The sequence below is a fragment of the Prosthecobacter gellanilyticus genome, assembly GCF_007992435.1.
GTDB lineage: Bacteria > Verrucomicrobiota > Verrucomicrobiia > Verrucomicrobiales > Verrucomicrobiaceae > Prosthecobacter > Prosthecobacter gellanilyticus.
Genome location: NZ_BKAG01000009.1, coordinates 174,273 through 198,428, shown reverse-complemented (window position 1 = coordinate 198,428; position 24,156 = coordinate 174,273). Strand labels below are relative to the sequence as shown.

Annotated in this window: 18 protein-coding genes; 5 read left to right on the top strand and 13 right to left on the bottom strand. The window is 60.0% G+C overall.

Annotated features, from left to right (window positions below):
- Window positions 1-83: 83 nt before the first annotated feature.
- The 7 genes from feoB to BGE01nite_RS08540 form a co-directional block, all read right to left on the bottom strand.
- Complete coding sequence (gene feoB, locus BGE01nite_RS08570; protein WP_146850025.1) at window positions 84-2,255, bottom strand: ferrous iron transport protein B; 2,172 nt, start codon at window positions 2,253-2,255, stop codon at window positions 84-86.
- Window positions 2,252-2,494 carry a FeoA family protein gene (locus BGE01nite_RS08565; RefSeq protein ID WP_146850024.1) on the bottom strand — a complete coding sequence of 81 codons (243 nt, stop codon included), beginning with the start codon at window positions 2,492-2,494 and terminating at the stop codon, window positions 2,252-2,254. Before BGE01nite_RS08565 ends, feoB begins: the two co-directional genes overlap by 4 nt.
- Before the next feature lie 170 nt (window positions 2,495-2,664).
- Window positions 2,665-2,877: a hypothetical protein gene (locus BGE01nite_RS08560; protein ID WP_146850023.1), complete on the bottom strand. Its 213-nt coding sequence runs from the start codon at window positions 2,875-2,877 to the stop codon at window positions 2,665-2,667.
- A 42-nt stretch (window positions 2,878-2,919) separates the two neighbouring features.
- Complete coding sequence (locus BGE01nite_RS08555; protein WP_146850022.1) at window positions 2,920-4,353, bottom strand: hemolysin family protein; 1,434 nt, start codon at window positions 4,351-4,353, stop codon at window positions 2,920-2,922.
- A gap of 29 nt (window positions 4,354-4,382) precedes the next feature.
- The gene (locus BGE01nite_RS08550) at window positions 4,383-4,553 is read right to left on the bottom strand and encodes a hypothetical protein (protein WP_246145685.1); all 171 of its coding nucleotides are present in this window, start codon (window positions 4,551-4,553) and stop codon (window positions 4,383-4,385) included.
- Between the two features lie 252 nt (window positions 4,554-4,805).
- Window positions 4,806-5,075 carry a 30S ribosomal protein S14 gene (gene rpsN / locus BGE01nite_RS08545; protein WP_146850020.1) on the bottom strand — a complete coding sequence of 90 codons (270 nt, stop codon included), beginning with the start codon at window positions 5,073-5,075 and terminating at the stop codon, window positions 4,806-4,808.
- Window positions 5,076-5,459: 384 nt separating this feature from the next.
- Window positions 5,460-6,038: a SixA phosphatase family protein gene (locus BGE01nite_RS08540; protein ID WP_146850019.1), complete on the bottom strand. Its 579-nt coding sequence runs from the start codon at window positions 6,036-6,038 to the stop codon at window positions 5,460-5,462.
- A 149-nt stretch (window positions 6,039-6,187) separates the two neighbouring features.
- Here BGE01nite_RS08540 and BGE01nite_RS08535 point away from each other — a divergent pair, with 149 nt between their 5' ends.
- Both BGE01nite_RS08535 and BGE01nite_RS08530 read left to right on the top strand, forming a co-directional pair.
- Window positions 6,188-7,192 carry a hypothetical protein gene (locus BGE01nite_RS08535; protein ID WP_146850018.1) on the top strand — a complete coding sequence of 335 codons (1,005 nt, stop codon included), beginning with the start codon at window positions 6,188-6,190 and terminating at the stop codon, window positions 7,190-7,192.
- A gap of 213 nt (window positions 7,193-7,405) precedes the next feature.
- Window positions 7,406-9,391, top strand: coding sequence for a DUF5722 domain-containing protein (locus tag BGE01nite_RS08530; RefSeq protein WP_146850017.1), 1,986 nt, complete (start codon window positions 7,406-7,408; stop codon window positions 9,389-9,391).
- Window positions 9,392-9,514: 123 nt separating this feature from the next.
- Here the strand turns inward: BGE01nite_RS08530 and BGE01nite_RS08525 are convergent, their stop codons facing one another.
- On the bottom strand, window positions 9,515-9,784 hold the full coding sequence (locus BGE01nite_RS08525; protein ID WP_146850016.1) for a hypothetical protein: 270 nt from the start codon (window positions 9,782-9,784) through the stop codon (window positions 9,515-9,517).
- Between the two features lie 101 nt (window positions 9,785-9,885).
- Between BGE01nite_RS08525 and BGE01nite_RS08520 the strand changes: the two genes are divergently transcribed.
- Entirely contained in the window at window positions 9,886-11,397 is a 1,512-nt protein-coding gene (locus BGE01nite_RS08520) for an alkaline phosphatase D family protein (RefSeq protein WP_146850015.1), read from the top strand.
- A gap of 131 nt (window positions 11,398-11,528) precedes the next feature.
- Here the strand turns inward: BGE01nite_RS08520 and BGE01nite_RS08515 are convergent, their stop codons facing one another.
- Complete coding sequence (locus tag BGE01nite_RS08515) at window positions 11,529-13,898, bottom strand: ABC transporter permease (protein WP_146850014.1); 2,370 nt, start codon at window positions 13,896-13,898, stop codon at window positions 11,529-11,531.
- 282 nt (window positions 13,899-14,180) lie between these two features.
- Here BGE01nite_RS08515 and BGE01nite_RS08510 point away from each other — a divergent pair, with 282 nt between their 5' ends.
- Window positions 14,181-14,930, top strand: a complete 750-nt coding sequence (locus BGE01nite_RS08510; protein WP_146850013.1) for a hypothetical protein — start codon at window positions 14,181-14,183, stop codon at window positions 14,928-14,930.
- A gap of 194 nt (window positions 14,931-15,124) precedes the next feature.
- On the opposite strand, the gene BGE01nite_RS08505 is transcribed toward BGE01nite_RS08510, so the two are convergent.
- Both BGE01nite_RS08505 and BGE01nite_RS08500 read right to left on the bottom strand, forming a co-directional pair.
- On the bottom strand, window positions 15,125-16,837 hold the full coding sequence (locus BGE01nite_RS08505; RefSeq protein WP_146850012.1) for a GspE/PulE family protein: 1,713 nt from the start codon (window positions 16,835-16,837) through the stop codon (window positions 15,125-15,127).
- 7 nt (window positions 16,838-16,844) lie between these two features.
- Window positions 16,845-17,564 carry a hypothetical protein gene (locus BGE01nite_RS08500; RefSeq protein WP_146850011.1) on the bottom strand — a complete coding sequence of 240 codons (720 nt, stop codon included), beginning with the start codon at window positions 17,562-17,564 and terminating at the stop codon, window positions 16,845-16,847.
- A 178-nt stretch (window positions 17,565-17,742) separates the two neighbouring features.
- On the opposite strand from BGE01nite_RS08500, the gene BGE01nite_RS08495 reads away from it, so the two are divergent.
- Entirely contained in the window at window positions 17,743-19,038 is a 1,296-nt protein-coding gene (locus BGE01nite_RS08495; RefSeq protein ID WP_146850010.1) for an MFS transporter, read from the top strand.
- A gap of 513 nt (window positions 19,039-19,551) precedes the next feature.
- Here BGE01nite_RS08495 and aspS read toward each other — a convergent pair.
- Together aspS and BGE01nite_RS08485 are read right to left on the bottom strand one after the other, a co-directional pair.
- On the bottom strand, window positions 19,552-21,420 hold the full coding sequence (gene aspS / locus BGE01nite_RS08490) for an aspartate--tRNA ligase (protein ID WP_146850009.1): 1,869 nt from the start codon (window positions 21,418-21,420) through the stop codon (window positions 19,552-19,554).
- Between the two features lie 1,385 nt (window positions 21,421-22,805).
- Window positions 22,806-24,080, bottom strand: a complete 1,275-nt coding sequence (locus BGE01nite_RS08485) for a PQQ-like beta-propeller repeat protein (protein ID WP_146850008.1) — start codon at window positions 24,078-24,080, stop codon at window positions 22,806-22,808.
- Between the last annotated feature and the right edge of the window lie 76 nt (window positions 24,081-24,156).

The following is a 24,156-nucleotide window of genomic DNA, read 5'->3' as shown; positions in this document are numbered from 1 at the left end:
GGCGTGGGCGTGCTGTGCGCACACAGCGGTGTCGCGCTTGAGCGCTTCCCACCGCACTCCACGACGCTTCGCGACTTCGGCGCTTAGTAGCCTAGCGCGGTGCCGATCTGGAAGATGGCGAGGGAGAGGACGTAGGCGGTGCCGCTCATGTAGAAGAGCTGGAACCACATCCAGTACCAGGAGTTGGTCTCGCGCTTCACAATGGCCATGGTGCTGACACACTGCATGGCGAAGACGTAGAAGACGAGCAGGCTGATGCAGACGAGCGGGGTGTAGACCGGGGAACCATCGGCTCGCTTCTCGGCGTGCAGGCGCTCGCGGAGCGGCGTCATGTCCTCGTCGTCGGACTCGACGGCATAGACGACGGACATGGTGTTCACGAAGACCTCGCGTGCGGCGAAGCTACCGATGAGGCCGATGCCGATCTTCCAGTCGTAACCCAGAGGTTTGATGACAGGCTCGATGAGGTGGCCGGCACGTCCGGCGAAGCTTTGCGCTAGGTGCCGGGACTTGATGTCTGCGAGCTGGACTTTGGCGGCTTCGAGCTCGGGGCTGTCCTCGGACTTGGAGGAGAGGACTTCGATCTGATCCGCGAGAGCGCGCTCCTGCATGCGCAGGCCTGAATCTACGGGATAGTTTGCCGCGGCCCAGATGAGGATGGAGATGCCAAAGATGATGGTGCCGGCACGGACGAGGAAGGCTTTGGCACGCTGCCAGACGAGGAGGAAGATGCCTTTGAGGGAGGGCCGTTTGTAGCTCGGCATCTCGAGGATCATCGGCGCATTCGCACCGCGCATGACGCCTTTGTTAAAGAGCCAGGCGAAGGCAAAAGCGCCAAAAGTGCCGAGTGCATAGAGGCCGACCATGACGCTGGCTTTGGCCAGGAGCGAGACGGTATCCGGCATGAAGGCACTGATGAGCAGCAGATACACGGGCAGACGCGCGGAGCAGCTCGCGAGCGGTGCGATGAGAACGGTGATGAGGCGGTCTTTGGGGCTATCGATCGTGCGCGCGGCCATGACACCGGGCACGGCACAGGCATATGAACTGAGGAATGGCAGGAAGGCTTTGCCATTCAACCCTACGACACTCATCAGGCGGTCCATGATGAAGGCGAGACGGGCCATGTAGCCCGTATCCTCCATGAGGCCGATGAAGAAGAAGAGGATCAGGATCTGCGGCAGGAAGACCACGACACCGGCGACTCCGCTGATGGCACCATCAACGATGAGGTCTCGTAAATCACCGGGGGCCATCATGTTTGTCACCCAAGTGCCCAGGGCACCGAAGCCTTCCTCGATCCAGCCCATGGGGCCCTCGGCCACTTTGAAGATGAGGTAGAAAAGGAAGACAAGGAAGGCGAGCAGAGTCACTCCGCCAAAGACGGGATGAAGGAACCATGCATCGAGCTTCTGCGTGATGGTGGGCGGCTCAATTTCCGGGCGGTGAAGCACGTCCTTGCACAGCTTTTCGATGGCGGTGTAGCGATCATGGACGAGCTGGTCTTCCCAGCCTGGGTGGGCTTGTTCGAGAGCCTCGCGACCTTTCAAGATTTGACCGAGCTGCTCGTCACGAATGCCTGCATGAAGCGGATCGTGGTCCGAAAGGAGATAGAGAGGCTCCAGCAAAGACGTGCGCTCATGGGCGGCCCCTGTGAGCAGTAGCTGCGCACGTGTGCTCATAAGGGATGCACGGATCTCATCCGGCAACGGAGCAGAATGCCAGCGAGACGGCGGGAGATCCTCGCGGCTCATGGCGGCCTTGAGCTCGATCAGCCCCTTCCCGGTCGTGGCCTGCATGGGGATCACTGGCACGCCGAGTTCCTCGGCGAGCTTCTTCACATCAATGCGCCACTGTTTGGATTCGGCGATGTCGACCATGTTCAGGGCGACCACTGTCGGAAGGCCGAGCTCGAGGATCTGGGAAGCGAGGTAGAGATTGCGCTCCAGGTTCGCGGCATCCAGCACGAGCACGACCTTGTCAGGCTTCGGGGTATCGGAGCGGCGGCCGAGCAGCACGTCTCGCAACACTGCCTCATCAGGGCTGCGGGCGTTCAGGCTGTAGGCGCCGGGGAGGTCGATGAGACGGAGCTTTTTACCGTGCTGGCTCCAGCATTCGCCGATCTTCTTTTCCACCGTGACGCCCGGGTAGTTTGCCACCTTCTGGCGCAGGCCGGTGAGGAGATTGAAGAGGGTGGTCTTGCCCGAGTTCGGATTACCGACGATGGCGAGCAACGGGGATTCAGGGGCGCTCATGCTTCAACCGGGGTGATGACAATGTCCGCCGCCTCGTGATTGCGCATGGCGATGTTTGACCCGCGCACGCGGATCTCCAGCGGCTCCCCCAGCGGGGCGCGGCGCACGACCAAGACCTTCACCCCCGGTGTCAGCCCCAGCTCACGAAGCCGGGTCAGGCCAACCCTGCCGGTGGGCAGGCTCTGAATCAGGGCGCTGCTCCCGACGGGAAGCTGCGCCAAAGTGGAAGGGGGGGGCATGGCTGGGTGCAATTGAGACGCTTTTGCAGTCCAACGGGTAGCCGGGGGTGTTTTCCTTTGCAAGGGTTGTCTGGCAGCCTTCCTAGCTTTGGCGATCACCGCCACCAACCGAAGGTTGGCCGATGGCTTGCCTTCCCTTCTCTGCGCCCTCTACTAAAAACGACACCTGATCATTTCAGTGGCCAATTGACCGACTCGGGAGGCATCAGCCCCCGCTCTATTTGCCCCTGCCGGTAGCTCGCCTGCCGACGTTTTATCTCCCAATTGACCGCGCAGCCAATAGCCACCAGCGAGCCTATAAAGATGACCCGTTTGGCCCAGTCTTTGGCTCTCTCGCTGAGTCCACCCTTCTGCTCACTGGGGTCGTTTTGAGCGTCTTTCATGGTGAGGTCTCAATTTCTCGGAAGCTCGCCTGACGATTCGCTTTACTCGTCCCCGTCTTCCGCATCGCTGTCTGCGTCTTCACTGGCACCATCATCCTCTTCGGGGCGTTTGGTGAAGCGGAGCTGCTGGATGCGGCGGGTGTCGGCTTTGAGGGTGACGACTTCGTAGTCGCCGATGCGGACCTTTTCGCCGACTTTGGGGAGGTGGCCGATCAGGTGGGTGACGTGTCCACCGATGGTGGTGACTTCGTCGTTTTCGATCTCGATGCCGGCGTGATCGGCGAGTTCGTAGAGATTGAGGGTGCCGTCGACGTCGAAGCTGTTTTCGTCGATGCGGCGGAACTCGCTGACCTCGTGGTCGAACTCGTCCTGGATGTCGCCCACGATCTCCTCGAGGACGTTATCAAGCGTGACGATGCCGACGGCGCCGCCGTACTCGTCCACGGCGAGGGCCACGTGGGCGTGCTTGTCGAGGAAATGACGCAGCAGTTTGTCGATCGGCATGTGCTCGGGCACCATGGTGAGATCTCGCTTGATCTTGCGGAGGTCCGCCTGCGGCTGGCCGACGAGGCCTAACAAATCTTTGATATGGATCATGCCGATGCTGTGATCCAGGTGGCCTTCAACAAGAGGATAGCGCGTGTGCTTGTGATCGACGGCGCGTTTGAGGTTGGTGGCGAAATCGTCCTCGACATCCAGGGAGATGACCGCGTTACGCGGAGTCATGACATCACGCACGCAGCGATCATTGAGGCCGAGGGCATTGAGAAGGATGTCCTTCTCGGTCTCAGTCACTTCCTTGGACTTCTGGCTCTCGGCCACGATGTGGCGGAGCTCTTCCTCACTGTGGGCGATTTCGTGCCCGGAGACGGCCTCGATGCGGAAGAGGAACTTCAGCACGAAGTTCGTACTGGCATTGAGGATGTAGATGGCGGGCTTCAGCAGCACGTAAAAGACGTGCAGCGGCTTGGCGATGAGCAGCGTGGTCTTCAGCGACTTGCGGATGGCAAAGACTTTTGGGGTCTGCTCACCCAGCACCACGTGAAGATAGGTGACGAAGGCGTAGGCGATGACGATGGAGACGCCGTGCACCCAGGCATCACTGGTGATGCCGACTTTAAACAGGAGCGGCTGGACGATCTCGGCCACATAAGGCTCGCCGAAGATACCCAGAGCAATACTGGTTAGGGTGATGCCGAGCTGTCCGGCGGAGAGATAAGCATCGAGATTCCGGGTGACCTGGCGGGCGAACTTGGCGCCCTGCACGCCGTCTTCCTGGGCGGCCTGGAGCTGGCTGTCACGCACCTTCACGATGGCGAACTCAGCCGCGACGAAGAAAGCGTTCAGCAGGATGATGACGAAAACGATCAGACCGTGCCAAGCCAGGTTACCACCCGTGAAATGCCATTCACGCACAAGCTCCCCGGAGGAGTTGGCTAAGAGAAGAGTGAAGGCAGCAAGAGAGGAGCCCGGCATCGGCGTGGGAGAAATCAGGGATGCGCTGGCTACAGCTTCTCGTAGTTCCCATCACAACGTTTTTCGAGGATGGTGAAGCCGGCCTTCTTGGCGTCCGAAACTGAGACGGGCTTGGTGTATTTGGGGGTGGAAAAACCCGTGACCATCTTCTTCACCGGTTTCCGGCAAAGCGGGCAGTGGGTCAGCGGTTCCCGATCCATAGGGCGCCGCAAGTCAAACCCGCGACGGCAGCGCAGGCAGCCTTCCTCAGGGTTTTCAGCAATGTAACTGTAAGTGGGCACAGTAGAGTGGGTGGAACTGGGTTATTGAATCAGTTCCAGCCCAAATTTCTTCATCAGCGGTAGAATGTTGTCCATCAAACAGGATCATACACCCTTTTCCCCACAACACCAAAGCCCAGGGAGGACATCCCTGGGCTTGGAAGGGGAAATGCTGTGAAGCAGCAGCGGGGCTTACCAGCTGGACTTCGTCACTCCCGGAATGAGACCGGCGTTTGCCATCTCGCGGAAGGTCAGACGGGACATCTGGAAGCGACGGATGTAAGCGCGACGACGACCAGACACGCGGCAGCGGTTCTGCAGACGGGTTGGGCTTGCGTCACGTGGCAGCAGTGTGATGCCCACATAATCGTTGTTCGCCTTCAACTCCGCACGGAGTTTGGCGTACTTGTTCACAGTTTTTTGTTTGCGCTTTTCGCGTTCGAGCCAGCAGGTTTTTGCCATAGGGGCGGCGAAAGTGGAGGATTCCGGCTGCTTTGCAACGTAAATTTTCACTGGCGCGTGTCTAGTTATGCATTAAACACCTTTCACTATGATATCCGGAATGGTCATCGCCGTCGCTTTTCTTCTGCTTGGGGTTGTTGTTTTCGCCTTTCTGCAGAAAGCCTGATCGGCATCAGTTATTCACAATCAAGGGCGTCTGAAGACGTCTGGTGAATTTTGCCTTCGTGGGAAGTCCACGGCTGAGACGCATGGTGAGGATCAAGACTTGGAGGTGCTTCTTTTTTCAACTTCGAGGTTTCCTAGCCTTCGCTTTAGCAAGCGAGCCTGCGGCCAGCAGCCGAGCCTTTCGTTCTGGTCCCGCAGCGCGGGAAGCGTACAGCCAGATCAGTCTTCGCCGTCAGCGCGGGAGATGCCGGCGTAGAGCTCTGGGAAGCGGCGCTCGAGGGCCCTGGGGGTGATATGGCCGATGAGCTGGGCCATGCCCCACTCCGCCAAGCCCCAGAATTCGGTCGGGATGGCCATGATGACCGTGCTGCAGGTGGGCATTTTAGCCACGTGGGCACGAGCGAGGATGCGCTCAGCAAACTCATGCATGCCGGGATTGTGCCCGTAGAGCACCACGTGCTGCCAGCTTTCATCCAGATGGCGCACCACCTCAATGATGCTGCTGGCCTCCGCCAGATAAAGACGTGAGTCGAGCAGAAGCTGCTCTGGAGGAAGGCTGATGACCTCCCGCATCATCTGAGCGGTGCTCAGGGCGCGAAGGGCCGTGCTGCTGACCAGACGATCTGGCTTTGGCAGGAGGGCTTGGGCATCACCCCCGCCAAAGTAAGTCTTGTTCAGAAAGGCTGCCACAGCGGGCGCGGCCTTGCGCCCGCGTTCGTTCAGGGCGCGGTCATGATCCGCCAGACCGGGCTGGTCCCAGCTCGATTTGGCGTGACGAATGACGGTCAGGTACTTCATTCCAAGAAAGGAAGCGCGCTCTGTGACATCACGCAGGCTGGGTGTCAACGAATGTGGATACGTTCAGAAAAACCACTTCGCGGGTATGAGAAGCCCGCATTGCCCTTGCCGGAAGTTTCATCTCACTATAAATTTTATATCAATCACGAATGATCCTCTGTCTCGAATCCTCCATCCTTGGCGGCTACCTCTCCAACGAAGTCCCCGGCCTTGTCACCGGCCAGCTTCACCTTGCAGGCCTTGGGAAGCCGGTCCGGGTCGAGCTGGTGGGGAACTTTATGAGAGACATCGCCGGCTGCCGGGTGGACTTTCACAATCCTCTGCCGAATGGGGACCTGGATGATGTGGCCTGGCTGAGTCCGACACAGGTCGGCTTTACCGGGGTGATGACGGCTTCCAACCGTGTGTCCAAGCTGCCGCGCCGCCGGCGTGCCGGTGACACCGTGCTCCCTGATCCCGCGGGCCTGAAGAACCTGCTCTTTTTTGAATGGTTCAATGAGCAGTCCCAGCGGATCCTGATCCAGTCCTGGCATCTGCATCTGCGTGTCAGCGCCCCGCGCTGGCAGCTCAGCGCCGAGGAGGACGCGCTGCAGTTCCGCCAAGCCCGTGCCCGCCGGAAGCATTTTCTTCTGGCCTCCAGCAATGCCAACGACGGGACCTCCCCTGCCCTGCATGCGCCTGGAATGGCGGACCCCTTTGAGCCGAAGGCACCGGGTGGAGATCCCTTTGCTGATTTCGGGGCGCTAGAGTCGCGCTCCGCGCTGGCGAGTTCAGATGACAAATTACCGCCTGATCCGACGAAGCGGGCGATGGCCCTGGCGCAGGAGCTGCGCCGCTTTGAGCGCCTGCTTTCCCAGACACACGAAGTGCGGAACCGCCCCGCAGTCGTGCAATTGCTTTCCACGGTGGCGGATCTCGCCGCGCATCTCGTGCATGTGCTGCGTCAGTTCTCCGCCGCGGATAAATCTGGCTGGCACTATCTCGTCATCGATCTGGAGCAGTCGCTGCCGCTTTTCAGCGCGGCGCTGAATGCCACGGACCGTCTGGTACAGCAATCCACGCCGGGGACGGACAAGACCTGGTTAGGCCATGTACAGGCGAGCTTGCTGAACATCGAGCTGAGGATGCGCGAGTTGCTGGGGCTGCTGAGGTAGGAGGCAGAAAGTTTAACCGCAGATAACACAGAGGCCGCAGATGGTCTTTGCAGGAGAGCTAATGAAGTCTTGACGGGTAAACAACGTACTCGTGGGCACGAAACTCTTTTGCAAAAAGCGATGGAAGCGGCGTTACGAGTCTGGATGCGTTTTGCTTTTGTTTGGCTCTGCCTGTTTCTTGCCTGCCCCCTCTTGAGTGGAAGTGAGGTCCCTTTGACCTGGGGGCCGCATAAGGATCTGAAGGCGAAGCCTGCGGAGGGTGGGGCCATTGAGATCACGCTGGAGGCGGGTGATCCGCATTTTTGGACGGGCGTGGTGCCGAAGCAGTTTGATCCGGTGAAGCATCGTGTCTTTGAGATGGAGTACTTCGCGCCCTCGGGGATGGAGTCAGCCATCTTGAGATTTCGCATCGCGAATGGAGACATGGTCATCGCTGGCTCAGAAGCGATGCCGCTGAGCGAGACCTGGCAGCCGTGGACTTTTGATCTGAGTCGTGTGCCGGAGAAGCCAGCGGCGAATCATCCGGAGATGAGGTTTCACATCGCGCTGAATGGCAAGGCTGGTTCGGTGATGCGCATCCGCAACTTACGGGTACGGGAGATGAATGCCGCGGAACTCCAGCAAGTGGCGAATCGTGAGCAGATCAAGGCAGCACGGCTGGCTGATGACGAGCGCATTCGTGAGTATCTGGATCACCAGTGGCCCGCGCGCATTGAATCCGTGGAGATCAGTGTACAGGAGATCACGGTGCAAGGCATGTGCAGCTCAGTGGCGCGATTGCGCTTGATCGGCATCGCGCCGGAAACGGCCTCACATCTGGCGAAGGCGAGTGGTGGCGAGGAAGTGAAGCCTGATGCGGCGGGACACTTTAAGCTGTCTCTGCCCCGCCAAGATCCCACCACTCAGCGTGATCGCGCTCTCTGGCGCTGGCGGCTGGCTGAGGCCGGAAGCGAGACGTGGGTTTCCAGTGCTGAGTGGCCCACGAAGCTGGGTGAAGGGCTGGGTGGCAAACTGCCACGCATGATGGTGAAGCATCAAAAAGGACTGGGTGGTGTGCCGCCGATCCATGATGCGAACCATGAGATCTTTCAGCTCGGCATCGGCCATGTGACGCTAAACATGGTGGTGAATGCGCTGCTGCGCGACAAGGCTGCCCCCGGGCATGCGGAGTGGAAGTGCGATGGCCGAACCTATTATTACAATGAGAGCATGATCCGCGGGACGGACGTGACACTACGGAATCTTCATGACAAAGGCATCATCGTCTCCTGCATCCTGCTGGTGGGGAATCATCGCCACGCGGATGGCACACCGCACAGTGTGATGACACATCCAGAGGCTGAGGCACGAGGCATCTACGCGATGCCAAATCTGACCCAGGAAGAGGCAGCGAGGCTTTATGCGGCAGCCATTCGCCTGCTGGCAGAGCGCTATGACGGTGGCGCTGATCATCCGGGGCGCATCAACCAGTGGATCCTGCACAATGAGATCGACCAGGCAGGCACATGGACGAACATGGGGGATCAACCGCTGGCAAGGCATCTGGAGGCTTACATGAGATCGGCACGCGTGGTCCATCACACGGCGCAGTTGTTTGATCGGCAGTCACGCGTGTTCATGTCCCTCACGCATCATTGGACGAAGCAAAGCTCCGGCACGGGCACCTATGTCGTGAGAGACATGATCGAGCTTTTTGCCCGCATGGCCCGTGCTGAAGGCGACTTCGAGTGGGGTGTGGCCTATCATCCGTATCCCCGTGATCTGCGGAATCCAGACACATGGAAGGACACGGAGCTGACGACGGATTTCGACACCCATTACATCACGCCGAAGAACATCGAGGTTCTGCCGGCCTTCATGAAGCAGGAGCGCTTTTTGTATCAAGGGAAGCCACGCGGCATCCTGCTGAGCGAGCAGGGGTTTAACTCACCCACACTCAGCGAACCAGATCAAAAGCGGCAGGCGGCAGGGCTGGTGTATGTCTTTCGCAAGCTGAAGTCCCTGCCAGAGATCGAGGCCTATCATCTGCATCGCTATCAGGATGCACCTGCAGGTGAAGGTGGGCTGAGGCTGGGCATCATCACGGAAACGGGAGAGCACAAGGTGGGCTGGGATGTTTATCGTGAGATCGGGACGGGATCGGAGGCGGAGAAGAAGTTTGAGGAGATGGCGGAGGGGGTCATGACGAAGCCCGAATGACGAATGACGAAATAAGGCACACTGAATGACACACCCAGTCATTCGTCATTCGTCACCCAATAAAAAAGCCCGGCATTGCTGCCGGGCTTCTCTGGATGATTGATGAGGCGAGCCTCAGGCGAATTAGGCCTTGGCGATCGTGGTGATCTTGCCGTGGGTGCTGTCCACCTTCACGTCTTTGCCGACCAGCTTCTCAGCTTCGTCAGCGCCTTTGGAGTCAGGGGTGAGGGTCAGGGTGGCGGCTTTGCCGTCCTTGCCTTCGACCACGACTTTCTTGGTAGCGGCGTCAAAGGACTTCAGTTTGCCTTCGTTGGTGACGATCTTGCCGCAGCCAGCATAAGCGGAGCCGAGAGCGAGGGTGGAGACGGCGAGAAGCGCGAGTGCTTTTTTCATGGATTTGTTGGGTTGAATGACTGGCAACTTGTTAGCGTTGCTTATTCAGAAACGAGTATTCATAACCGTACTTAGCAAGGCAAGTCTCTTTTTTTACCCTTATGCGCGTCCTTTTTCCCCTCCTGGCCCTCTGTCTGCTGCCCTTTTTGGCCCGCGCCCACCCTGTACCAGACATTCCCGTGCGGACCTGGTTTTCCCAGGACGGCACCTGTACGGTGACCGTGGAGGTGGATCCCCGCTGCTTCGCCGCTGATCCGAACAGCGAGCCTTCCCTGCTGAATGCAGTCTTCCCCGGCATGACTGAGGAGGCCCGAACCAAGCTGAAAAACAAGGCGGCGGACCTGGTGCGCCGGTATGTGGAGTTCATCTTTGAGCCCACCGGCCCGGTGCAGCCGGACTTTCAGTTCGAGTTCACCAGCTATGCCCAGGCCCCCCTGGCCATCGAGGAGGACGTGGTGGTGATGACGGGGACCTGGAAGACGAAGATTCCCGCAGGTGGCAAGACCTGGCGCATCCGGGCCACGAAGGAGACGCCGCTGGCGGTGGTCTTCCGCAACTACCTGGAGGGTCTGGAGAACCCGAAGTTCTCGGTGTTGTTCCCCGGCGAAACGAGCTTTCCCTTTGATTTCAACCAGGCTCCTGAGCCTCTGGAGGACGTCGTTTTCGGCTCCTGCATCAACGCGGTGGAGCACCCGATGCTGGATCGTGCGGCTTCCCTGCCGATGGATCTCTTTCTTTTGATGGGAGACAATATCTACGCGGACACCACGGACATGCTGGTGATGCGGGAGAAGTATCAGGCGCTGGCCGCGAGCAGCTTTTTCCAGGCAGTGAAATCCCAGGCCCCCATCCTGGCGACTTGGGATGATCATGATCTGGGTCAGAATGATGGCGGCGCGGACTATAAGATGAAGCGTGAGTCGCAGACGGAGTTCTGGAACTGGCTCGGCGAGCCCGCGACATCGCCGAAGCGCAAGCAGGAGGGTGTATATCAGGCCCGTGTCTTTGGCCCGGAAGGCAAGCGGGTGCAGGTGATCATGATGGACGCGCGCTACTTTCGCAGCCCGCTGAAGCGTGTGCCGAAGGAGCAGGCGACACCTGGCGGCAGTGCAGTTCCGCACACCGATACTAGTACTACCATCCTGGGCCCAGCGCAGTGGGAATGGCTGGAGGGCGTGCTGAAGCAGCCTGCGGAGGTCCGGCTGCTGGTTTCCAGCATTCAGTTTGCCGCGCAGGCTCATGGCGGTGAAAGCTGGGCAAACTTCCCGCATGAGCAGAAGCGTCTGGTGGACCTGATCCGCAGCACGAAGGCGAATGGAGTCGTGGTGCTCAGCGGTGACCGGCATTGGTGTGAGTTCTCCACGCTGACTGAAGGAGCGCCGTATCCGCTGCATGACATCACCGCCAGCTCCCTGACGCAGAAGCATGAGCGCGGCACGCCCACACCTAACCAAAACCGTAGTCTACCGCAGACCTACCATCTGCCGAATGTGGGCACGCTGCACATCGACTGGCAGCAGGCGGATCCGGCGCTGGCTCTGCGCATCCTGGATGTGGACGGGAAGACGCAGATCGAGAAGGTGGTGAAGTTGAGTGAGTTGAAGCCCCGGTAACAGCAAGCCGCTCATTTGCAGGCGTTGGAGTGCAGGCTTTAGCCGATGCTTGGACTCCACGTCTCCCAGATGCGGCTAAAGCCTGCACTCCAACGTGAGGTTTCGCACCACCGAGAGCGTCCGACACCTCTTCAATCTCTCGCTTTCAGCACACCGACCATGTCGAGCTTCCGGAGCATGCGGCCAACGAGCAGGAAGCAGGCGACGGCGGCGCCGCTGACGACGATCACAGCGATGGCATAGGTCTGGTCACTGATGATCAGCGGGAGGCGCACGGTTTCGGTGCGGACTTTGGTGATGATCCAGGTGACGAGACCTTTGCCAAAGACCAAGCCCAAGGGCAGTGCTGTGACGAGAAGCAAGGTTAGTTCTCCCAGCAGCACGCCGGCGACCTCGCGCTGGGTGAAACCCACGACACGAAGGGTGGCGAGGTCGCGGCTACGTTCGCTCAGGGCAATGCGCGCGCTGTTGTACACGACGCCGAAGGCGACGATGACGGCGAGCGTGAGGTAGAGCTTGCGCAGGATGCCGATGCTCTCGCCCGTGGTGGTGCGGAAGGCGCGAAGCTGGTCCTTTTTCACCAAGGTGGCGGCCAGACGAGGCGTGTCCTTCACCTTCTTCATGAAGTCTTCCCAGCGTGTTTCATCAATAGTTAGGTAGGCGCCGCTCACGGAAGCGCCTTCCTTCATCACACGACGGAGTGCGTCGATGTCCATGAAGGCGGACACGCCGGAGAAGTCCTCGATCACGCCGCGCAGAGGGATGTGCAACGTGGGCCGCTGACCTTCCAGCACGGCCACCTGGACACTCTCCCCCACACGCAGGCCGAGCTTTTCCGCCAAGGCCTGGGACATGACGATGCCCTCCTCAGGAAGCGACACACTGCGCTGCTGCGCATCCAGGAGACGGAAGAGATCACTGCCCTTCGGCAGACCTGTGATGGCGAGCTTCTTCTCACGCTGCGCATGACGCAGGCGCACCTGCACAGAGCGGATGGGCTCGGCATAGATCACGCCGGGGAGGTGCTCGAGATCATGCAAGGCCTCGCCCGAACCAGGTTCGATGAGGATGGCGACGACATCCTGCCGCTGCGAGTCATTCCACTGGTAGGTGAGAAGGTAGTCAATACTGTCCGCCATGCTCCCCGGCAGCACCATGAGGCCGGTGGCCAGCGCCAAGCCGAGCACGGTGAAGGCGGACTGCCAGGGACGGCGCTCGATATTGCGCAATGCCATGCGCATGGAGGGTGACATCCAGTTGGTGAGGCCTGCGCGCTCCAGCAGACTGGGCTTGAAGCTGGCCGGAGGTTCCGGGCGCATGGCCTCGGCTGGCGGCAGGTTCACCGCCATCCAAACCACGCTGAGCACACCGATCATGGAGGCTACGGTGCTGACCAAAAGCGCCAGTCCGACAGCGGAGTAGTCCAGGGTGAACTCCAGCCGGGGGAAGCGGAAGAACAGCCGATACATCGCCAGCAATCCCCCGCCCATAAAGCGGCCCGCCAAGCCGCCCAGAATGGATCCGATCACCACAATCACGAAAGCGAAGCCTAGATAATGACGCCCCACCTGCCACGATGAATACCCCAGCGCCTTGAGCTGGGCGATCTGCTCCCGCTGCAAACGCACGAGACGAGCGAGCACAGCATTTACCATGAAGGCGGCGACACTCAGAAACACCACGGGATAGGCCACGGAGAGCGCATTCAGTACTTCCAGTTCATCATCCAGACGCTGGGCGCTGGCATGGTCAGAGCGTGTGTAGGCCCCGGTCGCACCGTAGACGGCCAGCAGGCGGTCCATTTCCTCCAGCACCGGGCCTGGCTCGGCCCCGGGAGAGAGATCGACGGCAAAGTCGTTGAACGCACCATCCATGTTATAGGCCACGGCAAGGGCGCGGTAGTTCATCCAGAAGACGCCGAAGCGTTTGTTGTCAGGCAGGGTCTCCCCTGGTCGGGCTTCAAAAACGAATTCGGGAGAGAGGCCGATGCCGCAGATGAGCAGCTGGTCCCGACGGCCATTGATGATGGCGGTCACGGAGTCGCCGAGCTGCAGTTTGTTGGCTTCCGCAAAGGCTTCGCTGACAACAGCCTCACGTCTGGAGTCCACCTGAGGCATGCGACCGCGCCGAAGGTAAATCTGGTTCAGCAGCGGCGTGCCTCCGTCTTCCGGCAAGGAAACGAGATGCCCGGTGCAGGGCTCCAGCACTCCCGGCAGATCCAGCACGGCATCACGAACCACTCGGGTTTCCAGCTCCGCCACCCCTGGGATAGCTGCCAGGCGAGGCTTTAGAGAAAGTGGCGCGCGCTTCATCATCCCAAACACGTCCGCCATGCGGTAGGTCTGGTAGTAGGCATCCCGCGTGCCCTCGAGCGTCAGGATCAGGCTGCGGGTCATGATCATCATCGCCAGACCGCAGGCCATGACCAATGACACAGCCACCACCTGCCCCTTCATACGCCCGAGATCACGCAGCAATTTGAGATCAAGGGGGGTGAGCATCGAGTGGCATACGCTGGCGAGCATTGGCAGGCGCTCAAGAGGCTGGTTTTTCCACGTTCGGGTGATGAGGCGCGCGATGGCGGCTCTTTCCCACACGCAGCCCGGGACGAGCATCCGCTCACTTCCGTCCGTTCCACTCTTGGAGGCCCTGGGGAGAGCGTCCGGGCCAAGCCCAAACATTCAAATATTCTAAAAATTTCAGGTTTGTGAAATTTATTCTTGCTATATTAACTATAATTTATAAAATATTCGTGAAATTCGAAATAAATTCGAACCACGATTATGAAGAAGCTCATCCTCCTCCTGAATGACTACCCTTCAACGGGCAAGAGCACTCTTGCCCGCTGCTTCAGCCATTACCTCAATCGCTTTGGCGTCCACCACCAGCTCAAGACCCTGGTGGAGGAAACCGACTGCGAAGACGTCGAGACCCTCCTCGATGCCAGCCGTCTTACCCCGCGCTCCTTCTTGGAAATGCTGGATGAGAGTCCGATCACTGTCCTCGAGGTAACTACTGGCCAGGGGGACTTCTTCGGCAAATTTTACTCCAACCACGGCCTCGACGTGGTGCTCGAGGAAGCAGGCGTGAGCCTCTCCGTCGTGCTGCCCGTCACGAGTGAAAGCGAGAGCTTTGACTCCGTGATCGAGTCCGCCGAAATCTACTCCGACCACGCCGAGTACCTCATCGCCCACCTCATCACGAGCAGCTATGAGGACGACGACAAGGTCTGGGACAGCAGCTACGCCGCGCGTGTCATGGACATGTTCGAAGCCGTGGAGCTCCACATTCCCGAAGTGGGGTTCCAGGTCGAGCACGAACTGCACGCCCGCCATCTCGAGCTCTCCGATGTCCTCCTGGATGCCGAACTCCAGGAATCTCTCGGCAAAGACTTCACCAAGTGGCACGCCCGCGTGCTCGGCCAGGTGGAAAGCGCCCGCCAGTATCTCTTTGGCGAAGCCTTCCGCCCAACCCTGCAGCCGAAGCCGCTGGAAGTCGCCAAAAAGACTCGTGGCAAAGCCCGCGCGGCCTAACCAACGGCAATACAAACAAGCAAACAATTTCTCGGGCTGATGGTTCCTTCAGTCGAGTTGTGTGGTTAAAGACAGTCACATCCCCGCAGTGCCTTCAATGGTGCGCGGGGATGTTTGCGCTTGGCAGCACACACACCAAGCAAACATTCCAATTCTTCTCCTTCTCGTCCCGCGAGCGGGAAACCTTCATCAAATCACTGCTCTGACTCCGCCACCGTCACGCTGATGACTTCATCAATGGAGGTGAGGCCCGCCAGGATCTTGCGCACCCCATATTCTCGCATGGGGCGGTAGCCATCTTTATACGCTTGCTGATAAAGCTGCGCGCTGCTGGCTTTATGCGTGATGAGCTCGCCCATCGGCGGAGTGAGGCGCACCAATTCATAGATGGACATACGTCCGCGATAACCTGTGTGACGGCAGGCTTCGCAGCCGCCTTCCTTGGCACGGTAGACGATGTGCAGCCCCAGCGGCTGGGTGTATTGCAGCTCGCGCAGACGTGTTTCAGCATCGGTATCACGCTCACGGCATTCATTGCAAAGCACACGCACGAGGCGCTGGGCGATGAAGGCACGCACGGAGCTGGAAACCAGGAAAGGCTCCACGCCCATGTCGATCAGACGCATAATGCCGCCGAGCGCATCATTCGTGTGCAGCGTGCTGAACACCAAGTGACCGGTCAGCGCGGCTCGAATGGCGATTTCCGCCGTCTCCAGATCTCGCATTTCCCCGATCATCACGACGTTCGGGTCACCACGGAGAATGGAGCGCAAACCCGTGGCGAAACTCAGATTGATCTCCGGCCTAACTGCGATTTGAACCACGCCCGGCAGCTTGTTTTCCACCGGATCCTCGATGGTCACAATGCGCCGGTGCTCGGTATTCAGCTGGCTGAGGAAAGTATAAAGCGTCGTCGATTTACCGGAACCCGTGGGACCGGTGACGAGGATGATGCCGTTCGGCTTCTTCAGCAGGGCCTCCACCTCGCTGCGCAGATCTGGCTCAATGCGGAGCTTGTCGAGATTGAACTTCTCCTGGCCGAGCAAACGAAGGCTCACGCTCTCACCTTCCACACTCGGGATCGTCGCGACACGGACGTCGATGAACTGCCCCGCGATCTGCAGGTTGATACGACCATCTTGAGGAAGCCGGCGCTCGGCGATGTCGAGCTTCGCCATCACCTTCAGACGAGCGATCACGGACTGCTGGAGCTGCTTGATGTTCTCCGGCACAGGCACCTCACGCAGACGACCGTCGATGCGGTAGCGCATGCGCAGTTTGTCCTCCATCGGCTCCACGTGAATATCCGTCGCGTGCTGTTCCAGCGCCTCACGAATCACCGTGTTCACAAACTTCACCACGGAGGCTTCTTCGTCATCGGCATCGATGATGTTCGCCTCATCTCGCTGCTCCAGGTCGGCACCATCGACATCACGACCTTTTAACAGCTCTTCAAAGGTGTCCGCGCCAACACCATAAAAGTCACGCATGGCATTCAGCAGACGCTTGCGCGGAGCGATCTCCATGCGCACGGGCGCATCCACCTCGCGGGCGATCGCCTGATGGGCGATGAGATCAAAAGGATCATACCCGGCCACCAGCAGCTTCTTCGTCTCTGAGCCCTCTTCTTGAAGGATCTTGAGCGGCAACAAACGATGCCGCAAAGCCACTCGCGGTGGCAGCAGGCGCTTCATCTCCGGGGCATCAGCGGAATCCGGGATCGGATTGGACACAAAGCCCATGCCCATGCGCACGGCGAGCTGCGAAAGAAAGCTCTCCTCATCAATGCTGCCCAGGTCCAGCAACTGGCTCACCACGGATGAGCTCGGCGTGGCTGAGGGCAGCGGAATACCTGCGCCGCCGGAGGATTCCAGACACTGGACAATAGCTTGGCGGATGTTTTTCATCGCGGGTTCACGGAGCCTTCGGCAGTGCCTCAGGCGGGAAAAGACTGGCGTCGATGATCGACCCATCTTCCTGGATGGTCTCGACCTCGAGCTTCATGGGCGCGGAACCTTCATCCGGCGCATAACCATACTTTTCCAGAAGCTCCACCACATAGGACACAGCCAGAGTCTGCGAGGTAAAATGCCGCGTCGCGATGCTTGTCAGATCCTCACGCAGCGTGCCTTTGATCACCGCGCTGCCGATCATGCCGATCGATCCATCACTGGCAGGTCCTTTGTCAGATTCATCATCTGCGGCCATCAGGCGACCATGCAGCGTCTCGGCCACACGCAGCACCTTTTGCCCACCGGTCTCTGCCACATCCAGCAGCAGCGAGCGGTTCAGATTTCCAGAGGCTGTGTAAAGAGCCTGCGCATTGCCAGAAATCGCCAGCGCGGAGAAAGCTGCCTTCCTCTGCGTGGCATTCGCCGCCAGGAAAAACTTCGCACCACTGTCCGCCACGGCGAAATAGCGACCGCCATCATCCGTGGTCAGCACCATCGTCGCCGCACCACCATTGGCCGGAGCCACAAGGTAGGCGCTCTTATAACTGCTGAAGTTCACCGAATCCTTCTCCGGCGTGAAGGTCAGCTCATAAATCAGCCACTGCGCCTGTGCCCCCACCATGGCAGTCAGCCAGAGCGCGGCAGCAAGGAAAAGGGGATGAAAGCGTGAATTCAGAACCATGAAGGCGCGGTTTGTAGCCGACACAGACCCCGTTGTCTATAGGAGCGTTGAATGAGGCTGACACATTCCTTGAAAGCCTGCCCTAATGTCTCGCCGGATTGAGAAAGCAGCCCCTTTCTCAGATGTATTCTCAGCACTTGCCAAACCACCCCAGCTTGTCCCAATCTCGCGCCCTCCCATGAGCAGCCCTGCCCCGACCCCAGACATCACACGCCTGCGCGATCTCTCGCCCCACCAAGTCCGCTCCGGCATCGCCGCCTGGCTCGGCTGGCTGTTTGATGGCCTGGACATGCATCTCTACACCCTGGTGGCCACCGCCTTCGTGGCCCAGCTCATGGCCCTGCCGGAGAGCGATCCCGCCGTCGGCCAGCACGGCTCCATCATCCAGGCCGCCTTCCTCGTCGGCTGGGCACTCGGCGGCGCCTTCTTCGGCCGTGTGGGAGATCTCCTGGGCCGCAGCCGCACGCTCACCCTCACCATCCTCACCTACGCCTGCTTCACCGGCCTCTCTTTCTTTGCGCAGACCTGGTGGCACCTCATGATCTTCCGCTTCCTCGCCGCCCTCGGCATCGGTGGCGAGTGGGCCGTCGGCGCTTCCCTGCTCTCAGAAACCTGGCCTAAAAAGTGGCGCCCATGGATCGCCGCCACCCTCCAGTCCGCCGTGAACTGCGGCGTGCTGCTCGCCTGCTTCGCGGGCTTCATGCTCGCCGGCCGCGAGCCGCGCTACATCTTCCTCATCGGCGTGCTGCCAGCCTTCATCACCCTCTGGATCCGCAAGGCCGTCCCTGAAACCGATGAGTGGGAAAAAGCCCGCGAAGGCCAGCCCGTGCCCCGCATCAGTGATCTCTTCGGCCCCGAAGTCCGCAGCACCACGTGGCGAGTGCTCATCATCTGCGCCGTCTCCCTCACCGCCCACTGGACCTTCCTCTTCTGGCAGCAAAAGCACGTCCTCAGCCTGCCCGAGATCTCCTCGCTCTCCAAAGAGGGCAAAGACAGCGCCATCGTCACCGCCCTCTTGTGGATCATGCTCGGCAGCCTCATCGGCAACTACATCGCCGGCGCCCTCGCGAAGCTCATGGGCTATCGCAAAGCCATCGTGCTCATGATGCTCGCCTACTTCGGCATCATGTACATCTCCTTCTCACGCCCTTGGGATTGGGAGACCACCAAGCTTCAATTCGCCGTCATCGGCGCCTGCCAGGGCGTGTTTGGCCTCTTCACCATGTGCCTGCCGCCCCTCTTCCCCGTGCTCCTGCGCACCACCGGCTCCGGCTTCTGCTATAATATCGGCCGCATCGTCGCCGCCGCCGGCACCGTCTACTTCGGCATCTACGTGAAGGTCGACAAGGAAGTCGGCGACTTCCGCACCGCCCTCCTCTACGCCGGCTTCCTCTTCATCCCCGCCGCCCTAGTGTCCATGTTGCTCCCCCTCGAAAAAGACGAGCCCGGCAAAGTCGACCAGCCTGCGGAGTGAAATCCGTTTGCGGTTGTTGGCAGTAGTTGACGATGGTTGGCGGTTGTTTGGCCAAACCATGCCAAGCAACCAGATCGGCTAACCACTGATAGTCACTGATGTCCATGCCCCGCTAACGGCTTATCAAAGCATGTGGTACACTCATCTCCCTGAGGTTGTTTGATAGCCTCGGTCCCTCCTGTCTTGAAGCCCAAAGGGCTTCCGGAATATAGCCCAGGGTTGGTGAGCTTTAGCGAACCTACCCTGGGACCACCGGTCCACGATACCCATTTGTCCGGACCCCAACGGGGTCCCGTATCTCAAGCCAGCCACATCATCTCATTCAACCACGCGCCTCATGCCTTGGAACCCTTTGTACCGCTTCGTGGTTAAAGAACCCCACAAAAAAAAGCGGCGCATGACATCCATCACGCGCCGCCTCCATTAAAAACATTTCGTTAGGCCCACCGATCACCGATCACCGATCACCGATCACCGATCACCGATCACCGATCACCGATCACCGATCACCGATCAAGGCCCCGTCGGAATTGGATCCACCGAAGCAGCAGAAGCCGCCGCCGGAGCCGCGTCCTCCTTCTTCTTTTCCTTCCACGTGCTCTGCACATACAGCTCGCGGAGCTGCTTGAACTCCACGTTCGTCGGCGAGTCCGTCATCAGGTCACAGGCTTTGTTATTCTTCGGGAAGGCGATGACCTCGCGGATGCTGTTCTCACCAGCCACCAGCATCGCGATGCGGTCCAGGCCCAGCGCCAGACCACCGTGCGGAGGCGCGCCAAACTTGAAGGCTTCCAGGATGTGGCGGAACTTGATCTGCTGCTCTTCAGGAGACACGCCCAGCACGCCAAACATCTTCGCCTGCAGGTCGCTCTCATGGATTCGGATGGATCCACCACCCAGCTCATAGCCGTTCAGCACCACGTCATACGCCTCAGCGCGCACCTTGCCGTACTCACCGGCATCCAGCAGCGGCACGTCTTCCGCTTTCGGACGCGTGAACGGATGATGCACCGCCACCCAGCTCTGGTCTTCAGGGCTATACGCCAGCAGCGGGAAATCCACCACCCACAGGAAGTTCAGCGCCGTGCTGTCCTTCGTCAGATCCATCATCGTGGCGATCTCCGTGCGCACCTTGCCCAGGATGTTGCACGCATCATCCCACGAGCCTGCATAGAAGAAGACAATGTCGTTCTCCTCCACACCCAGCTTCGCGATCAGCGCCTTCTGCTCCTCTTCGCCAAAGAACTTCCACAGCGGGCTCTTGTACTCCAGCACACCTTCCGCGTTGCGCTCCACCTTGATGAAAGCCAGCTGCTTCACCTTCATGCCAGCTTGGATCGCCAGCTCATTCAGGCGGATCATCTGACCCGTCGTAATGCCGGCAAAACCCTTCGCATTGATCGCGCGCACCACACCGCCGTTCTCCAGCGTCGTGCGGAAAATCTTGAAGCCGCTGGCAGCAAACACATCCGCCATGTCCACGATCTCGTTGCCATAGCGCGTGTCAGGCTTGTCCACACCATAGCGGTCCATCGCCTCCTGATAGGTCATGCGCTGGAAAGGCAGCGGAATGTCCACGCCCTGTCCGGCCTTGAACATGCTTTTGAGTAGGCCTTCCACCAGGTTGATGATGTCATTCTGCTGGATGAAGCTCGCCTCGATGTCGATCTGCGTGAACTCCGGCTGGCGGTCCGCGCGCAGGTCCTCGTCACGGAAGCAGCGGGCGATCTGGAAGTAGCGCTCCAGACCCGCCACCATCAGCAGCTGCTTGTACTGCTGCGGCGCCTGCGGCAGCGCAAAGAACTTGCTCGGGCTCAGACGCGCCGGCACCAGGAAGTCACGCGCCCCTTCCGGCGTCGGGTTCGAGAGGATCGGCGTCTCCACCTCGATGAAGCCCTCTCCATCCAGATAGTTGCGCGCCGCCGTCGTGATTTTGTGACGCTGGCGGATGTTCTTGTTCATGCGCTCGCGGCGCAGATCAAGGTAGCGATACTTCATCCGCATGTCCTCGTTGGAAAGCTCGCGGTCCAGGTGGAAAGGCAGCACGTCAGACTTGTTCAGCACCTTCAGCACCGTGCACACCACCTCCACCTCGCCCGTGCCGAGCTTGGTGTTTTCCGTACCCGTCAGGCGCTTCTCCACGCGGCCCGTGACCTGGATCACATCCTCATCACGCAGCTCATGACTCGCCGTCGCCACATCCGCATTCTCTTCCGGGCGGAAAACCACCTGCGTCAGGCCCTCGCGGTCGCGCAGGTCCACAAAGATCACCCCCCCGTGGTCACGGGCCGAATTCACCCAGCCACTCAGCGTGACGTTCTGGCCGATGTGTTCGGCGCGGATGGCGTTGCAGTGCAGGGAGCGATAATCGTTAGGAATCATGGCAAAAACAAAAGTGCTAAAAGGGGCGCGGATCATCGGGGGAAAACCCCGAAGTGCAAGCTCTCGCTAGGCGCATTCACCAGAATGCCCACCCCGCGGAGCGCGAGTGTCCCCACTCGCAGCCCTCCCCAGAATGAAAACCCAACCCCGATCAGGTCGGATCCATTCGGATAGCTTCGGAGCACGGGCTTTAGCCCGTTCTGCCCTGCCGAGCCTCGGCAAAGGCGACACCGCCCCCAACCACATCCCTCACCCTCGATCCAGCCCCCTCACCTCCCCTCCGTCCTAGTCGGATCAGGTCGGATCCACTCGGATAGGTTCGGAGCACGGGCTTTAGCCCGTTCTGGTAACGGCTGGCGTAAGCCCGCCATCCCCATCGCCCCCCGGTAGGGGCCTGCTCCGCTCTCCGTAGCAAGACTGCGAAGGACGAATGCGTCGGGCCCCACTTGTCTGCGGGCGAAGGCGGCGCGGAGCCCCTCCGCAAACTCCCCCGGCCATCCCCCCAACCCCGAGCAGGTCGGATCCACTCGGATAGCTTCGGAGCACGGGCTTTAGCCCGTTCTGGCCCACCGAGCCTCGGCAGATCCACCCGGATCTCCCCGTGGAGCGCGAGTGTCCCCACTCGCAGCGCCCCTCAAGACTAAAATCCAACGCGATCCACCTTGATCAGCCTGGATCGGCCAGCGTGGCCAACTTTCTCCGAAAGTTGAGTCCAAGCCCCGCCTCCACAAATCCACCACGATCCGCCTTGATCCACCTGGATCTAGCCCCTCTCCATCGACCTCCCCAGCGCCAAAGGCGCGCCCCATACCAGCCTAGGGCGTCAAGCCCTAGATTCCCGGCCCCCACCCAGCGCCAAGCGCTGAAAGCGCGTCCCATGCGCCCCCCGTTCCTTTCGTCTCCACCACCCCGATCAGGTCGGATCCACTCCGATCGCCCCCGGCTCAGCCTCCCTCTCAAACCACCGTAAACACCTGTCCTCCGAAGCGTTCCGCGAAGGAGGAACCGCAAACGGCTCCCGGGTTCCCGTCTCCGTCGGCCATCCCTCCCCAGTCCCCAGCACTCAAAACCTCCAATTCTCCTGTAAAAAAATCATCTTCATAATCCCCTCAATCTCCACCACCCCATCCCCCAAATCAACGGACCCAAGCGGCCCCTTTGGACACCGCCAAAAACCTCCTCAGTTCCCCCTCTGTGCTCCTCCGTGTCCTCTGTGGTCAAACTCATTGCTCCCATTAGCGTCCCATCAGCGTCCCATCAGCGGTTAAAAAATCCCCGCTCCAACCTCCCAACCTCCTGTGAAAAAACCTCAGGAGAACAGGAAACCGAGAACAGAGAACCGCCAACCGCCAACCGCCAACCGCCAACCGCTCACCGCCCACCGCCTACCGCGAACCAACCCTCCAAAGATGCCCCTCCGTCCGAATAAGCAGATCCTTCCCCACCACCGCATAGGACGCCAGGCTCTTCTCCGCCAGATCATTCTTCGCCAGCACCTCAAAGGTCTTCCCCGCCTTCACCACCACCCCCACGCCCTTCTCATCCTGCAGATACAGCTTCCCGTCCGCAGACAGGATCGACGCACTGATCGGCCCCGTGCACCGCTCCTGGTAGTGCACCGTCCCGCTCTTCGCATCCACACAGGAAAGCACCCCGTTGTCCGCCACCATAAACAAGTCATCGCCCGCCACCACCATGCTCGGGTTATGCGGGGCGAACTTGTCCAGCGTCCACACCACGTGCGTGTCCGTCACATCGCCGGCGCTCTTCTCATCCACCTTGATGCCCAGCACCGTCGGCTTGTCATACCCCGTCGCGATGAACACCATCCCGTGCGCAAACACCGGCCGCGGCACCACTGAGTAGCCCTCGCCATAGCGCACCTTCCACACCTCCTGGCCCGTCACCGGGTCCAGCGCATTCACCACCCCGCTCCCCGGCGTGATCACCTGCTTCTTCCCGCCCACCTCGATCACCAGCGGCGTGCAAAACGAAAACTTCTTCTTCGCCTCGCTCACCCGGTCAAACTTCCACCGCACCTTCCCCGTCGCCTTCTCCAGCGCGATCACCACCGGATCCGCCTGCCCGTCAGAGCTATAGATCAAGAGGTCACCCACCAGCACCGGACTTCCGCCAGCCCCATGCACCGGCGCATAGCTCAGCTCGCGATTCGTCCACACCTGGCTCCCATCCTCCGCCTTCAGGCAAGCCGTCCCCTGGTGGCCAAAGTGAACGTAGAGCTTCCCATCTTCAAAGATCGGCGTCGGGCTCGCATGACTGTTCTTCCGGTGGATGTTCGGCGCCTTCGCGGCCGACTGTGGAAACACCTCCTTGTCCCAGATCACCTTCCCGTCCGTCGCGCTCACGCACATCGCCCGCAAACTCCGGTCCACCACCGCCTGCTCCTGCCCCCCCACCGGCACCGCACTGGTCAGGTAGATCTTGTCACCCACCACCACCGGCGACGACCACCCCACCCCCGGCAACGCCGCCTTCCAGAGAATGTTCCGATTCACATTCGGATTCCACTCCACCGGCAAACCCGCCGCATCAGTCGCATGCCCCTGCCCATCCGCCCCCCGAAACTCCGGCCAGTCAGCGGCGTGGGTGAGGGATAAGACTGACAATGAGAGGGCGGCGAAAAAGACTGAGGTGGGCATGGATGAATCTTCTCAAAGAGACTGCGAATACGATTCTTTCTTTGATCCCCAACAGAATTTTCGCTTAGTTGATTGG

Excerpts from the sequence above, each read along its gene's own strand:
- feoB (WP_146850025.1), bottom strand. The coding sequence starts at position 2,255 with ATGAGCGCCCCTGAATCCCCGTTGCTCGCCATCGTCGGTAATCCGAAC.
- BGE01nite_RS08565 (WP_146850024.1), bottom strand. The coding sequence starts at position 2,494 with ATGCCCCCCCCTTCCACTTTGGCGCAGCTTCCCGTCGGGAGCAGCGCC.
- BGE01nite_RS08560 (WP_146850023.1), bottom strand. The coding sequence starts at position 2,877 with ATGAAAGACGCTCAAAACGACCCCAGTGAGCAGAAGGGTGGACTCAGC.
- BGE01nite_RS08555 (WP_146850022.1), bottom strand. The coding sequence starts at position 4,353 with ATGCCGGGCTCCTCTCTTGCTGCCTTCACTCTTCTCTTAGCCAACTCC.
- BGE01nite_RS08550 (WP_246145685.1), bottom strand. The coding sequence starts at position 4,553 with ATGGATCGGGAACCGCTGACCCACTGCCCGCTTTGCCGGAAACCGGTG.
- rpsN (WP_146850020.1), bottom strand. The coding sequence starts at position 5,075 with ATGGCAAAAACCTGCTGGCTCGAACGCGAAAAGCGCAAACAAAAAACT.
- BGE01nite_RS08540 (WP_146850019.1), bottom strand. The coding sequence starts at position 6,038 with ATGAAGTACCTGACCGTCATTCGTCACGCCAAATCGAGCTGGGACCAG.
- BGE01nite_RS08535 (WP_146850018.1), top strand. The coding sequence starts at position 6,188 with ATGATCCTCTGTCTCGAATCCTCCATCCTTGGCGGCTACCTCTCCAAC.
- BGE01nite_RS08525 (WP_146850016.1), bottom strand. The coding sequence starts at position 9,784 with ATGAAAAAAGCACTCGCGCTTCTCGCCGTCTCCACCCTCGCTCTCGGC.
- BGE01nite_RS08520 (WP_146850015.1), top strand. The coding sequence starts at position 9,886 with ATGCGCGTCCTTTTTCCCCTCCTGGCCCTCTGTCTGCTGCCCTTTTTG.
- BGE01nite_RS08515 (WP_146850014.1), bottom strand. The coding sequence starts at position 13,898 with ATGCTCACCCCCCTTGATCTCAAATTGCTGCGTGATCTCGGGCGTATG.
- BGE01nite_RS08510 (WP_146850013.1), top strand. The coding sequence starts at position 14,181 with ATGAAGAAGCTCATCCTCCTCCTGAATGACTACCCTTCAACGGGCAAG.
- BGE01nite_RS08505 (WP_146850012.1), bottom strand. The coding sequence starts at position 16,837 with ATGAAAAACATCCGCCAAGCTATTGTCCAGTGTCTGGAATCCTCCGGC.
- BGE01nite_RS08500 (WP_146850011.1), bottom strand. The coding sequence starts at position 17,564 with ATGGTTCTGAATTCACGCTTTCATCCCCTTTTCCTTGCTGCCGCGCTC.
- BGE01nite_RS08495 (WP_146850010.1), top strand. The coding sequence starts at position 17,743 with ATGAGCAGCCCTGCCCCGACCCCAGACATCACACGCCTGCGCGATCTC.
- aspS (WP_146850009.1), bottom strand. The coding sequence starts at position 21,420 with ATGATTCCTAACGATTATCGCTCCCTGCACTGCAACGCCATCCGCGCC.
- BGE01nite_RS08485 (WP_146850008.1), bottom strand. The coding sequence starts at position 24,080 with ATGCCCACCTCAGTCTTTTTCGCCGCCCTCTCATTGTCAGTCTTATCC.